At 65.1% G+C, this 13,769-nt stretch carries 13 protein-coding genes; 8 read left to right on the forward strand and 5 right to left on the reverse strand.

Annotation, left to right across the window (positions count from 1 at the left end; genetic code table 11):
- Nucleotides 1–169 precede the first annotated feature (169 nt).
- A complete protein-coding gene (locus tag CDV44_RS20650; RefSeq protein ID WP_087690105.1) occupies nt 170–889 on the forward strand; it encodes a pirin family protein in 720 nt (239 codons plus the stop codon).
- Between the two features lie 115 nt (nt 890–1,004).
- Here the strand turns inward: CDV44_RS20650 and CDV44_RS20655 are convergent, their stop codons facing one another.
- Both CDV44_RS20655 and CDV44_RS20660 read right to left on the reverse strand, forming a co-directional pair.
- Nucleotides 1,005–1,478, reverse strand: a complete 474-nt coding sequence (locus CDV44_RS20655) for a 6-carboxytetrahydropterin synthase (protein WP_343039021.1) — start codon at nt 1,476–1,478, stop codon at nt 1,005–1,007.
- The gene (locus tag CDV44_RS20660) at nt 1,475–2,743 is read right to left on the reverse strand and encodes a GTP-binding protein (RefSeq protein ID WP_087690107.1); all 1,269 of its coding nucleotides are present in this window, start codon (nt 2,741–2,743) and stop codon (nt 1,475–1,477) included. Before CDV44_RS20660 ends, CDV44_RS20655 begins: the two co-directional genes overlap by 4 nt.
- A gap of 646 nt (nt 2,744–3,389) precedes the next feature.
- Here CDV44_RS20660 and CDV44_RS20670 point away from each other — a divergent pair.
- From CDV44_RS20670 to alkB, 5 genes are all read left to right on the forward strand, one after another.
- Complete coding sequence (locus tag CDV44_RS20670; RefSeq protein ID WP_087690111.1) at nt 3,390–3,821, forward strand: copper resistance protein CopC; 432 nt, start codon at nt 3,390–3,392, stop codon at nt 3,819–3,821.
- Nucleotides 3,821–4,810: a copper resistance D family protein gene (locus tag CDV44_RS20675; RefSeq protein WP_087690113.1), complete on the forward strand. Its 990-nt coding sequence runs from the start codon at nt 3,821–3,823 to the stop codon at nt 4,808–4,810. The genes CDV44_RS20670 and CDV44_RS20675 overlap by 1 nt, the downstream gene beginning before the upstream one ends.
- A gap of 105 nt (nt 4,811–4,915) precedes the next feature.
- Entirely contained in the window at nt 4,916–6,178 is a 1,263-nt protein-coding gene (ada, locus tag CDV44_RS20680; RefSeq protein WP_087690115.1) for a bifunctional DNA-binding transcriptional regulator/O6-methylguanine-DNA methyltransferase Ada, read from the forward strand.
- Nucleotides 6,175–6,921, forward strand: a complete 747-nt coding sequence (locus CDV44_RS20685; RefSeq protein ID WP_087690116.1) for a 2OG-Fe(II) oxygenase — start codon at nt 6,175–6,177, stop codon at nt 6,919–6,921. Before ada ends, CDV44_RS20685 begins: the two co-directional genes overlap by 4 nt.
- Nucleotides 6,918–7,586, forward strand: coding sequence for a DNA oxidative demethylase AlkB (gene alkB, locus CDV44_RS20690; RefSeq protein ID WP_087690118.1), 669 nt, complete (start codon nt 6,918–6,920; stop codon nt 7,584–7,586). The genes CDV44_RS20685 and alkB overlap by 4 nt, the downstream gene beginning before the upstream one ends.
- Nucleotides 7,587–7,717: 131 nt before the next feature.
- On the opposite strand, the gene CDV44_RS20695 is transcribed toward alkB, so the two are convergent.
- Both CDV44_RS20695 and CDV44_RS20700 read right to left on the reverse strand, forming a co-directional pair.
- A complete protein-coding gene (locus CDV44_RS20695) occupies nt 7,718–8,338 on the reverse strand; it encodes an NAD(P)-dependent oxidoreductase (RefSeq protein ID WP_087690120.1) in 621 nt (206 codons plus the stop codon).
- Nucleotides 8,339–8,411: 73 nt separating this feature from the next.
- A complete protein-coding gene (locus CDV44_RS20700; RefSeq protein ID WP_087690122.1) occupies nt 8,412–9,152 on the reverse strand; it encodes a DsbA family protein in 741 nt (246 codons plus the stop codon).
- Between the two features lie 156 nt (nt 9,153–9,308).
- On the opposite strand from CDV44_RS20700, the gene CDV44_RS20705 reads away from it, so the two are divergent.
- On the forward strand, nt 9,309–10,241 hold the full coding sequence (locus CDV44_RS20705) for a LysR family transcriptional regulator (RefSeq protein ID WP_087690124.1): 933 nt from the start codon (nt 9,309–9,311) through the stop codon (nt 10,239–10,241).
- Between the two features lies 1 nt (nt 10,242).
- Here the strand turns inward: CDV44_RS20705 and CDV44_RS20710 are convergent, their stop codons facing one another.
- Nucleotides 10,243–11,571 (reverse strand): Fic family protein, encoded by a 1,329-nt coding sequence (locus tag CDV44_RS20710; protein ID WP_087690781.1) that lies wholly within the window; start codon nt 11,569–11,571, stop codon nt 10,243–10,245.
- Between the two features lie 464 nt (nt 11,572–12,035).
- On the opposite strand from CDV44_RS20710, the gene CDV44_RS20715 reads away from it, so the two are divergent.
- A complete protein-coding gene (locus CDV44_RS20715) occupies nt 12,036–13,742 on the forward strand; it encodes an acid phosphatase (RefSeq protein ID WP_087690126.1) in 1,707 nt (568 codons plus the stop codon).
- Nucleotides 13,743–13,769 lie beyond the last annotated feature (27 nt).

The raw sequence follows: 13,769 nt of genomic DNA on the forward strand, positions 1-13,769 counted from the left end.
GTCAATCCATTGCACAACAATTGTCATCTGAAACGTGACAATTATTCGCCATTCAGACGGATTGTAGTTCTCGCCGGGGACCCTAAAATGTGAGTCATCGAGGCAAACAACACCGCATCACCGCCTCTCACTGATTCGAACCGAATCGACGAACACCAAGGAGCCCAACATGCTGGACATCAGACAAGCTGCCGACCGGGGCGTTGCCAATCACGGCTGGCTCAACTCGCATCACACGTTCTCGTTCGCCAATTATTACGATCCGAAGCAAGTCGGCTTCTCCGACCTGCTCGTGATCAACGACGACCGCGTGGCCCCGGCGCAAGGTTTCGGCAAGCACCCGCACCGCGACATGGAGATCTTTTCGTACGTGCTCGAAGGCGCGCTCGAACACAAGGACACCATGGGCACGGGCTCGGTGATCGAACCGGGTGACGTGCAGTTGATGAGTGCCGGACGCGGCGTGGCGCACAGCGAGTTCAACCACTCGCCGACGACGCCGGTGCACTTCCTGCAAATCTGGATCGTGCCGAACCAGAAGGGCATCACGCCGGAGTATCAGCAACAGCGTTTCTCGCCGGAAGAAAAGCGCGGCCGTCTGCGCCTGATCATGTCGCCGGACGGCGCCGACAACTCGCTGCACATCCATCAGGATGCGCGCGTGTACGCCGGGCTGTTCGACGGCGACGAATCGGCCACGCTGGCGATTGCGCCCAACCGCTATGCCTACGTGCATGTCGCACGCGGCAGTGTGGAATTGAACGGCGTGGCGCTGGGTGAAGGCGACGGCGTGCGGGTGCGCGAAGAAACCGCGCTCACGCTCGCCAAGGGCAACGACGCCGAAGTGCTGGTGTTCGATCTGCGCCCGTTGGAAACGCCTGACTTCTAAGGCGCAGAGGCATGACGTACGGCGATCACCCGCCGCACGTCATGCGTCATGCAAAGCGGACGGTGCCTTAGGGACCGTCCGCTTTTTTCGTTCGCGTTGCTTGCCCTCATCTCGCTCACGCAGGGCCGATAACAAGCGAACACGCGTCGCCGCGCGCATCGCGGCTCACGGTTACGCGTGAGAGTCCGACAAGACGCGGTGCCAGCGTGCGCCAGATGAAACTGCACAGATTCTCGAGCGTGGCGGGTCCAAGCCCGGCGACATCGTCGAGCAGCCGGTGATCCAGACGCTCGCACACCTGCGCCAGCGCCGCGTCGAAGACGGCGAGGTCGAGCACCATGCCCGTCTCGCCCTGCGGCTTGCCCGTCACTTCCACCGTCGCACGGTAGCTGTGCCCATGAATGCGACGGCTCGCGTCGATGCTCGGCGGATCGATGTCGCGCCGCGCCAGCGTGTGCGCCGCCTCAAACACGAAACTGCGCGAGAGCGTGAACTGCGCGCGGTCTGCGCTGCCGTTCATGTCGTTGCTGCCGCTCACACGCCCCATCCCCATCCCTTTCAAGCCGCCAATCAAGCCCACACGACTCATGCAGTGCCGCCCGGCAAGTCGAGCGCCAGCGCATCTTGCGAGTCGCGCCATGCGGCGTCACCCTGCGCCAGTTCGACCACACCCAGACGGCACTCGGCGAACGCGAACTCGATGGCGGTGCGATCCATCTCGCGGCCGATGAAGACGACTTCGTTGATGCGGTCGCCCCACGGCGCTTCCCAATTGGCTTCGATCGCGTCGCGTTGCGGGTCGCCAAGCGCCGGCCAATGGTCGGGGTCGGCGGCGGCCCACCACTGGCCGACCGCCTCCAGCGTCGCCGTGTTGCCCGCGCGCGAGTAGGCGAGCGCCCACGCGGGCCGGTTCGCCACCCATACGTAGCCCTTCGCCCGCATCAAGCCCGGTAGCGGCATGCCCATGAACGCGGCAAAGCGTGCGGGATGCAATGGCTCGCGATGACGCAGCACGAAGCTCGTCACGCCAAAGGTGTCGGCTTCCGACGCGTGATCGCCCACGAGTGCCTGCGCCCAGCCGGCCATCTGCTCCGCACGCTCCGGGTCAAAGCGCCCCGTGCCCAGCACTTCGGTCAGCGGCACCTGCCCGCGCTCGCCGAGCACGATGCGTGCCGACGGATTGAGGCCGGTGATCAGCGCCTTCACGGCGTCGAGCCGTGCCGCGTCGACGCAATCGACCTTGCTCACCACCACCACGTCGGCGAATTCGATTTGTTCGGTCAGCAGTTCTGCCAGACGGCGTTCATCCTCTTCCCCCGCCACTTCGCCACGCTGCGCGAGCGTGTCCAGACCGTGGAAGTCTTCGAGCACGTGCAGCGCGTCGACCACCGTCACCATGGTGTCGAGACGCGCGACGTCGGCGAGCGACTTTCCGGCTTCATCACGAAACTCGAAGGTCGCCGCCACCGGCATCGGTTCGGCGATACCCGTCGACTCGATCAGCAGATAGTCGAAGCGGCCGTCCTGTGCGAGCTCACGCACGGCGATCAACAGGTCTTCGCGCAACGTGCAGCAGATGCAGCCGTTGCTCATTTCGACCAGCTTCTCTTCCGTACGCGACAGCGCCGCACCGGCGTTGGCGGCGCCACGTTCCACGAACGACGCGTCGATGTTGACTTCGCTCATGTCGTTGACGAGCACCGCGACGCGCAGGCCTTCGCGATTGCCCAGCACGTGATTGAGCAGCGTGGTTTTGCCGGCACCTAGGAAGCCGGAGAGGACGGTGACGGGCAGGCGGCGGTCGGCACTGCCAGCGGCAGTGGCGGCGGCAGCGGCATTGAGAGGAGGTGTCATGGCGGATGGATCCTGTTTGCGTGGGGGGCGATCAATGGCTGGCAACGCCCGCTGCCGTTTGAACCTTTCACGGGTGGTGCCTGCCGCGCGTGAGCGCGACGCAGCCCCGTAGGGATGCGCGCCGACGACGCTCGCGAGGGGTGTCGCCATGCCGGAGCCTGGGAAAAGCCGGCAGGGCGTGGGCGTGACGCCGGTGGCGCGCGCCGTCGGGGGGACCGGTGCAGCGTCAAGCCAGATCGAACGCGTCGGCGCGCATACGGGCGCGGCGCCATCGCTTCGCAAGCTACGTGTGGCCGGCCGGACGAGCACCCCCGCTATCGGCGGTGCATCGTGTGACGGTGGTCATCGCGGGGCTGCGACGAACGGGCGCCGCAAAAATGCAATTGAGTTGCAATAAATCGCGATGATACGGAGAGATTTTTAATTTTGCAACTGAGTTGCAAATATAAGACAAGCACCGAACCGGGCATGCCCTGCCGCGGACTGCGCGACACCGCGTCGCACCGCCTGTCGCGGAACTGCCGGGTGGCTGCATCGGTCTGCAAGGTCTGCGATACTGCGCGAGCGGTGCAGGTCGCACATCGCGCGGCGCCCGATACGTCGCATTGACGCCCCCCAATCCTTTTTCGCCAAGCTCAATATGCGTATGTCCAAGACCCCCTACGCCCCCCGCACCGCCCAAACCACTCGCACCCCGGGCGCCCGCCTCAATCCGCTGCGCCGCGCTGCGCGAGGGCTCGCCCTCGTTGCCGCCATCGGTCTGACCGGGCTTTCGCAAGGCGCGTGGGCCCATGCGCATCCGGTATCGAGCGAGCCTGCCGCGCAGGCCACGGTCGACGCGCCCAAGTCGGCCCGCGTCACGTTCGACTCGGCCCTCGAAGGTGCGCTCTCGAAGCTCACCGTCGTCGATGCGAAAGGCAAGCCGGTGACCGAGGCGAAGGCCGAACTCGACGCCGCCCGCAAGACGCTCACGCTGGCGTTGCCGACGCTCGCCGCCGGCGACTATCAGGCGAACTGGGTCGCCGTGGCCAACGACGGCCATCGCACGCAAGGCAGCTTCAAGTTCACCGTGAAGTGATGCCGTCCGATCTCGCAGCGGGCACCTGGCAGCCGGCAACCGCCGGTCTGCTCAACCTTGCGCTGGCGTTGGCGCTTGGCGTGTTGCTGCTGCGCAGCCCGCACGCGGTGCGACGCGGGCTGACCCTGCGCGTGCTGCCGGGGTTTGCTGCCGGACTCGCCGTCATTGCGTGGGTCGCCTATGTGCTGGCGAGTACGCAGGCGATGACGGGCGGCGATTGGGACAGCACGTCCGCCATGCTCGCCGACGTATGGCTGGTGCTCACGCAATCGCATTACGGGCGCATGCAGTGGGTTGCGGCGCTCGGCACCGCACTGCTCTGCGCAGGCGCGTGGACGTGGTACGACGCACGACGTCGTTTGCGCGACGCGCCCCCCGTCGCGGACGATCCCCGCGACCGCCATCATCGCCGCGAGCATCAACAGGAGCGTCACGCACGCACCATCTACGCGGCCGGTGCCGTCCTGCTGGCACTGGCCCGGGCAGGTACCGGGCATGCCGCCGACGCGTCCATGCCGTGGCTTGCCATCGGCATCCACACGCTGCACGTTGGGGCGGCCGCTACGTGGACCGGCGTGCTGCTGGTCGCGGGCTGTGTCATTCCGGGCTGGCGGCATTGGCCGGTCGGCGCGAGAGCCGCGTACGGCGAGCGTCTGTCATCGGTGGCTACGCTCGCCATGTTCGTCGCGCTTGTTACGGGAGCGTTCAACGCATGGCGCACGCTCGGCGAGACGCCCTCTATGTGGTTTGCAACGCAGAACGTGCCGTATCTCGCGTGGCTGATCACCAAGCTTGTGCTCGTTGCCTGCGCTGCCGTACTGGGTGCGTGGAACCGCTGGCACTTTCTGCCGCGTCTGGCGCTCGATACCGGCGAGACGCATCTGGACACCACGGCCTTCGCCCGTGTGATCGCCGTCGAAGCGCTCGTGCTGGTGATGGTCATGAGCTTCGCGGCCAAGCTTGGCACGACCATGCCACCGGGTGTCTGAGCCGCGCCGGGACTGGGCTGAATTCAATAGCAAGAAGCGGAGCGCGGTATCGCGACCGGCTCCCTAAACTGAAGGCAAGTCATCAGTCATTGGGAGAACACTGCGATGTGTGCCAATCAAGTGAGTACCAAGCCTTCAGTCCGTCAGGCCAGCCCTGCGCGCGCCGGTCACGCGGCGAATCGTGCGGATAGCACGGATAACGCGAAGAACGCGGATAACGCGAATACTGCGCGCCAGTCCCCGGCACCGGCCGGTACGACGACACCTGCCGCGCGTTATGCGACCGACGCCGCCAAATGGTCGGCCGTCGCCGCCCGCGACAAAGAGGCCGACGGGGCATTCTTCTATTCCGTGCGCACCACCGGCGTATATTGCCGTCCGTCGTGCGGGGCACGTCTGGCGCTGCGCGAGAACGTGGCGTTTCACGCCGATATGGCCGAGGCCGAGCATGCGGGCTTTCGCCCGTGCAAGCGGTGCAAGCCGGATCAAGGCACGCTCGATGCACGTCACGCCGAACTGATCACCGCCGCGTGCCGCCGCATCGACACGGCCGAGGTTGCGCCGCGTCTGGAAGACCTCGCCGCCGAGGCCGGTCTCAGCCCGCATTACTTCCATCGCCTGTTTCGCGCCGTCACCGGTGTGACACCACGTGCTTATGCCAACGGACGCCGCGCCGAACGCGTGCGCGATGCGCTGCCCGCTGCGGGCAGCGTGACATCGGCGTTCTACGATGCAGGTTTCAATTCCAACGGCCGTTTCTATGAGAACGCCGGCGCGTTGCTCGGCATGAAACCGGCCGCCTTCCGTGCAGGTGGACAAGCGGAAACGATTCGCTTTGCCGTCGCGCAATGTTCCCTTGGCGCGTTGCTGGTCGCCGCCACGCCGCGTGGCTTGTGCGCGATCTCGCTGGGCGACGATCCGGAAACCCTTGTGCACGAATTGCAGGATCGTTTCCCGAAGGCAGAACTCACGGGCGCCGATGCCGAATTCGAGCGTTGGGTCGCCCAAGTGGTCGGGTTTGTCGAGTCGCCGCGCGTCGGGTTGTCGCTGCCGCTGGACGTGCGGGGCACCGCCTTCCAGCAGCGGGTCTGGCAGGCGTTGCGCGATGTGCCGGCAGGCAAGGTCGCGAGCTATTCCGAGATCGCCGAGCGGATCGGCGCGCCGCGTGCGGTACGGGCGGTCGCACAGGCCTGCGCATCGAACACGCTGGCGGTGGCGATTCCGTGCCATCGGATCGTGCGTCATGACGGCGGGTTGTCGGGGTATCGCTGGGGGGTGGAGCGCAAGCGCGCGCTGCTCGCGCACGAACAGGCCGAGATGGTTGGCGCGGTTGGCGCGGTTGGCGCGTCCGCCAAGGGGAAGCAATGACCGCGCGCGAACCGGTGGGCAGGGTGCAGACGCTCAATTGGCAGGCGATCGAAGGCGAGCTCAACGGCTTCGGCGCCGCACGGGTGCCGAATCTGTTGAGCGCCGACGAATGCGCAGCGATCGCCGACCTGTATGGCGAGACCGACAGCCGCCCGAGCATTACGCCGACGTCATCGCGCTTCCGCAGCCGGGTGGTGATGGCGCGTCATGGTTTCGGGCTGGGGGAATATCAATACTTCGCGTATCCGCTGCCACCGCTTGTGGCGGAGTTGCGTGAGGGATTCTACGCACCGCTGCGCGAAATTGCCCATCGCTGGCACGCCGCACTTGGCATCGACGTCCGGTATCCGCCGACACACGCGGCGTTTCTCGAACAGTGCCACGCGGCGGGTCAGCGCCGCCCGACGCCACTCCTGCTGCGATATCGCACCGGCGACTACAATTGCCTGCATCAGGACCTCTATGGGGAACATGTGTTCCCGTTGCAGGTGGCCATTCTGCTTTCGCAACCGGGCGAGGACTTCACCGGCGGTGAGTTCGTGCTGACGGAGCAGCGTCCACGAATGCAATCGCGCGCCGAAGTGATGCCGTTGATGCGCGGCGATGCGGTGGTGTTCGCCGTGAACCATCGCCCGGTGAACGGCACACGCGGGGTGTATCGCGTGAATCTTCGCCATGGTGTGAGCCGCCTGCGCAGTGGCCACCGGCACACACTGGGCCTGATTCTGCACGACGCCACATGACACTCGATCTCTTCGCCGATGCCAACGATTCGCCGGATCCCCGCGCGAGGCAAAACGTGCAGGCCGATGAACTCGGCCCCGGCGCGTTCGTGCTGCGCGGCTATGCGGGGGCGAGCCTCGACGTGTTGCAAGGCGATATCGAAGGGGTGGTTTCACAGGCACCGTTACGCCACTGGCTCACGCCGGGTGGCAAACGCATGTCGGTCGCCATGACCAATTGCGGCGAAGTGGGCTGGATCAGTGACCGGATGGGCTACCGCTATGGCACCCGCGACCCGCTCTCGGGAAAGGCGTGGCCTGCCATGCCGGCGTCGTTCTTGAAACTTGCGCTGGAGGCGGCAAGCGCCGCCGGGTACGCGGGCTTCGCGCCTGACGCCTGCCTGATCAATCGCTACACGCTGGACGCACGTCTCACGCTGCATCAGGACAAGGACGAACGCGAGTTGGACGCACCGATCGTGTCGGTTTCGCTCGGCTTGCCAGCGGTCTTTCTATGGGGTGGATTGCAGCGGGGTGATCGCACGCGAAAGGTGCGGCTTGAACCGGGGGATGTCGTCGTGTGGGGCGGCCCGTCGCGGCTCGTCTATCACGGTATCGCCAGCGTGGAAGGCAGCTTCGACGCCGACGCGGTGCGTTTTAACCTGACGTTCCGAAAGGCACGCTGACGTCAGCGGTCAGCGGTCAGCGGTCAGCGGTCAGCGATGATTTTCGACCGCGCCAAAGACTTCGAGCGAGGACGTCACCGCCCTCGCCCGATATCCGATCCACGATAAATCCGTCGTGAATGCGTCGCGGATCAGTACCCGATGGTGAAACGTGCGCGCGGGTGCTGATTCTTTTCGAGTTCATCGACCAACGCGATGGCGTAGTCTTCCATCGAAATCCAGCTCTTGCCGTTGGCGTCGACCAGCAGGCCATCGCCCCCGAGACGGAACTTGCCCGTGCGCTCACCCGGCTCGAACAGGGCCGACGGCGACAGGAAGGTCCAGTTCAGCGACGCGTCTTTCGGCTCGGCGCGCAGCACGTTCAGGAAGTCGCGCCCCGCACTGGCTTCGGCCTTGTACGCCTCGGGGAATTCCGGCGTGTCGATCAGTGCCTTGCCCGGCGCAATTTCCAGACTTCCCGCGCCACCCACGACGAGCAGACGCGGCACGCCTGCGCGCTTCACGGCGTCGACCAGCTTCGCCGCATCCATCGATACGAAACGACCGGCACTGATGACGGCGTCGTTGCCGGCGAGCAGCGGTGCAAGCGATGCCGGATCGGCAGCGTCGCCCTTGACGACACGCAGGCCCGCCTCGGCTTCGACGCGCTCGGGGTTGCGGGCAATACCCGTGACTGTGTGACCACGTTGCAGCAACTCGGCAGCGACACGCGTACCCACGCGGCCGGTAATACCAATCAATGCGACTTTCATCGGGAGTCTCCTGAGGGTGAGGGGGGATTCGGCAGAGGTGACGTCATCGGCAGACACCACTTCCGCGGCAGATTCAGATCGCGCAGCCGTCAGGGCCGCATTGCGGCGGCGTTTCGGCAGCGTTGCTGGCGGCATTCACGCCCCCCGGCGCGTGGGTCTGCACCGCTTGCGCCGCGAGCAGACGTTCACGCAATGCGTCGCGCCATGCGTCGGGCTTGCCGAGATAGCGCCCGGGTTCCAGCCGTTCAAGTTGGCCGTCGATTTCCAGCGCAAACGTCGGAAAGCCGCTGCCGCCGACGCGCGTCAGCCACGAACGGCTTTCGCGAAAGTGGCGCATGAGCGCGGCATCGTCCTGCGCATCGAACGCGTCGGCAAAGGCCTCACGATCGAGACCGAGTCCGGCAGCGATATCGATGAGCACGTCGCGATCGGCGATGCGCTTGCCGTCGACGTAATGCGCCCGTTGCAAGGCGGCAAACATGTCGAGGCCGCGCCCGGCGAGCGTCTCGGCGGCCAGCACGGCAGCCGTCGGCGGTGCCGAGTCGAACACGGCGCTGTCGTCGCGCAGCAGGCCATCGAAATAGGCATCCCCGAACGGCTGCCCGGTAAGCGCGGCGATGCGATGGTCGTGCGGCATCACGTAGTTGCGCAATTGCGGCGTGACCGCCTGCGCATTGGGCCCGGCCATCATGCCGCCGCCGTGCAGGGCGATGTCGAGACCGGCGACGTCACGGGCAGCGCGTACGAGCGGTGCGGCGGCGTAGCACCAGCCGCACAGCGGATCGGCGATGTAATGCAAACGGGCTTGGGTCATGACAGGCTGTCCATTTGAGCGGGGGAACGGTGGCATTGGCGTTCCGGCTTGCCTGCGCCGTCATTCGACGCGTTCCATGAGTGACATCGTAGACGCGCCAATCGCTCAGAAAAAGCCCATAATGACGATCACTTTGTTGCATCGATCGAGCAAATCATGGATCGGCTGACAGCCATGCGTGTCTTTACCGAAGTGGCCGAGCGCGGCTCGCTCACGGCGGCGTCGCAGCGGCTCGACATGTCGCGCGCGATGGTGTCGCGTTATCTGGCGGAACTGGAGGCGTGGCTCGGCACGCGGTTGTTGCATCGCACGACGCGGGCGGTAAGTCTCACCGAGGCGGGGCTCGACGCGCTGCCCCGGTGCCGCGAGATGCTCGGTATCGCCGACGATCTTGCCAGCGTGTCGCACGACGACACGACGCCGCGCGGCTTGTTGCGGGTGGCGTGCAGCACGTCGCTCGGGCAGGCGTTTCTGGCGGCGGCGGTCACGCGTTTCATTGCGCGGCATCCGGGTGTGGCCATCGACCTTGTGGTGGCCGACCGCACCGTCGATCTGGTCGACGAGCGCATCGATCTGGCGATTCGTGTGACGTCAGAGCCGGCGCCGGGATTAATTGTGCGACGCCTCGCGACCTGCCATTCCGTGGTGTGCGCGGCACCGGCGTATCTGCAACGGGCTGGCACGCCCTCGCGCGCCGAAGATCTCGCGTTGCATAACTGTCTGACGTACACGTATTTCGGCAAGAGTCTGTGGCAGTTCACGCATGACGGCACACCGCTGGGGGTGCCCGTCGGCGGCAATCTGTCGGCCAACGAGGCAAACGTACTGCTCTCGGCGACGCTCGCCGGTGCCGGCATCGGCATGCAGCCGGTCTATGCGGCGTTGCCGTATCTGCGCGACGGCACGTTGCAAGCGCTACTGCCCGATTACGTGCCGCGAGAAATGACCGTGTACGGCGTCTATACCTCACGCAAACAGATGCCGAGCGCTCTGCGTGCCCTGCTCGACGATCTGGTTGAGCAATTCCGGACCGGGTTGTTTGAGGATAGTGGGTACCTTGCGCCTCGGCCGGCGACGCGCAGCCTCTGAATCAACTCGGACGCCCCGCATCAATCCATGTTTGCGTCATATGCGGTGTCAGGTAATAGCGTGCGCAGTTGAAAGGCCCGAGCTCCGACAACTCCTCCTCCAGAATCGGCACAAACGTTTGACAGGCGCCCGTCGTGAGACTGAGTGCCGATACTGCATCCGACACCGTGGCGCCGGCCCGGACGATGCGATCGATCGCGACCGTCAATTGCGCGCGAAAATTCACACGCTCCAAATCCGGTGAATCATCCGAGAGCGCGGCAGTTGCGTACTTCGTCAACGATCTGCGGTAAGTTCGTTCGAACAGCCGCACGGCTAGCGATGTGTCGCGAAACTCGTACACGCCGATCATGGCTTGCGCGTATTCCATCGGATCAACATCGAGAAATGACAGTGGCGCGCAGTTCTTGAGCATCAACGGCACATTGGCCGCGAGGCGGCTCGTTCGCTTGTTTCCGTCTTCGAACGGTTGCAGATACGGCAACTGCACCCAGAGGAAGAATGCCGCCTCGATAGGATTTCGGATTTCTGCCGCCTTCGTCACGATCTGCGTGAACATCTCGTCGAGCACGCAAGGTGTCTGCTCCGGCTGAAAGCGCGTATCCGTAATACCAACGGGCCGGCACCGGATCGTGCCGAGGGCGTTTCGGTTTGAGAGCAGGTCCTGCATGAGCAACGCGTGCAGGTTGCGCAGCAAGCTCGTGGTTAGCCCCTCATGCGGCACCGCATCCACCAGAAACTCAATCGCGCGCTTGTGATTGAGCAACATCACCGCATCGCGATCCCCATCGATGGTCTTTTCGCGAAACAGCGCTTCGGTTTCCAGCAGGCTATAGCGGTTACCTTCCAGTCGCGACGACGACCACGACAGATCGATCAGCAATTCCTCCAGCACACGCCGTGCAAATGTCCCCGCCGGCTGACGGCCAGGAAGCCGCCCTGCCCCAAACAATCCGCGCGCCAACTCCGCGGGCAACAGTGATGTTTGATTGGGGACGTAGCTGTCGACGAAATTCCGAAGGTAGCCCACCGCAGTGCGCGTCGAGAGCGGTGCCTCGAGTCGACGACGCAACACCGCCTCCGGTGACGTGTCGGCCCACACTGCCTCGGTGTCGGTTGCAGGGGACGTATCAAGCGGCGGACTGACGTCGTGCGTCAAATGCGGTTCGCAAACAACGCTGCCTGCCGCCTCGCTCACCACGACATATCGCGGAGCCTCGCCGCCGCCAAGCCGAACCACATCGCCCCCCGCCCACAAACGGCCGAGTGCGTCGCGTACGGTTTCAAGGCCGACTGTTGTCGCGTCGGCAAGTTGTTCGGAGGTCGACATCTCCTGGCCTTCCATTGATCGCTCTCGCATGACGCGAAGCAAGCGAACATCGAACGGCAGGTCGGACCGCAGGCGGGTACTCAATAGGGAAGTCATTGGCGGGATGGGCAACTGCCCCGAACATGCGTCCGGGGATTTGGGGAAACCAAGATACGGAGAATCGGGACACTTTCGAAGTGCAACGGCTCATTGTAGAAACCGCAAAGCCCGCGTGGCACATCGCCCCAAAACATTCGGAATTTCCCCGCCGCACCCCGCCGCACCTGGCCCGCCCCCGCCACTTCCGCCCCCTCGCCGGGAAGTGCCTTTGTTTCGTCACTGAATTGTCACAATCGACGCGTAAAAACGTCGTCTGCCTCGCCCGCCTGGGCAGGGTGACGACCTGACTCGTACGTCGTACCCTTGCCGACCGTCTGCGGGCGCCAACGCGCGCACCCAAGCCCGACACGTCAAACAAGGACATCATGACGCACGACGCCACGCCCCAGCCGCACGATCCCGCCCTCGACAGCCAGGACGACAATCCGTCTGACCCGTCGCGTCGCCGCATTCTGCAAGGTCTGGCCGCCATCAGCGCCGCCGGTGCCGCAGGCGCCACCACCGCCCTCACGGGCTGCGCCGCCGAAGGCGGTGCCGGTGCCACGACCGTAGTCGCCGCCGGCGGCACGTTCGATGCCCAGCTCAAGGCCAGCATCAAGACCGTGGTCGTGATCTACCTCGAGAACCGCAGCTTCAACAACCTGTTCGCCGATTTCCCCGGCATCGAGAAGCCGCTCTCGAAGGTGCCCGCCTCCGCCTACACGCAGCTCGAGCGCGACGGCAAAACGCCGATGCCGATGCTCCCGCCGTTCTTCGACGGCCTCGTGCCCAAGGCCCAGACCATCGGCGGCAAGAAGTACCACATCACCGAAAAAGACATCCCGCGCCAGCCCAACGCGCCGTTCATGCTCAAGGACGCCGAGGGCAAGCTGCTGCCGGAATCGGTCATCACGCGCGACCTGTGGCACCTGTTCTGGCAGAACCAGATGCAGATCGCCGACGGCACGAACAACCAGTTCGCCGCCTGGGCCGACTCCGGTGGTCTCGTCATGGGCTACTACGGCGAGACCGCCAAGACGCTCAACATGTACAAGATCGCGCAGCAATACACGATGTGCGACAACTTCTTCATGGCGGCCTTCGGCGGTTCGTTCCTGAATCACCAGTTCCTGATCACCGGCCGCCCGCCGGTGTACCCGAACGCCGCGCAAAGCCCGGCCAAGGACAAGATCGCCGTACTCGCCGACGGCCCGCAAGGCGTGCGTCTGGCCGTGCATGCAGAATCGCCGGCCGCCGCTGACGGCAAGCCGAAGTTTGTGCGCGACGGTGCCATCACGCCCGACAACTTCGCCGTGAACACGATGATGCCGCCGTATCAGCCGTCGCCGGTGAAGCCGTCGGCCAGTGGCGACAAGCACCTCGCCGATCCGTCGAACCCGAGCACGCTGCCGCCGCAAAACTTCGCGACCATCGGCGACCTGCTCTCGTCGAAGGGTGTCTCGTGGGCCTGGTACGCGGGTGCGTGGCAGGCCGCACTCGATCACAAGGGCGGCCCGGATACGCCGAACTTCCAGTACCACCACCAGCCGTTCAACTACTTCGCTCAGTTCGCACCCGGCACCGCCGCGCGTGAAGAACACTTGCGCGACGGCGGCCTCGGCGACGGCCCGATCTCGAACAAGTTCATCGCCGACGCCATTGCAGGCAAGCTGCCCGCCGTGACGTTCTACAAGCCGCAAGGCAACTTGAACCAGCACGCCGGTTATTCGGACGTGGAGTCGGGCGACCAACACGTGGCGAACATCCTCGCCCACCTGATGAAGTCGCCGCAGTGGCAGAACATGATGGTCGTGATCACGTATGACGAAAACGGCGGCTGGTGGGATCACGTCGCCCCGCCCAAGGGCGACCGCTGGGGCCCGGGCTCGCGCATTCCGGCACTCGTCGTGTCGCCGTTCGCCAAGCGCGGCAACGTCGATCACACGTTCTACGACACCACCTCGGTGCTGCGCTTCATCACGCGTCTGTATGACCTGCCCACGCTCGAAGGCATCGCCTATCGCAATGCCGCCTTCGCCGCACGCGGCGCCATGCCGCCGGGCGACCTGACGAAGACGCTCTCGTTCGCGTAATCGCAGCGGGGCGACGGCGCTGCCGGC

The organism is Pandoraea sp. PE-S2R-1 (genome assembly GCF_002179865.1).
Classification (GTDB): Bacteria; Pseudomonadota; Gammaproteobacteria; order Burkholderiales; family Burkholderiaceae; genus Pandoraea.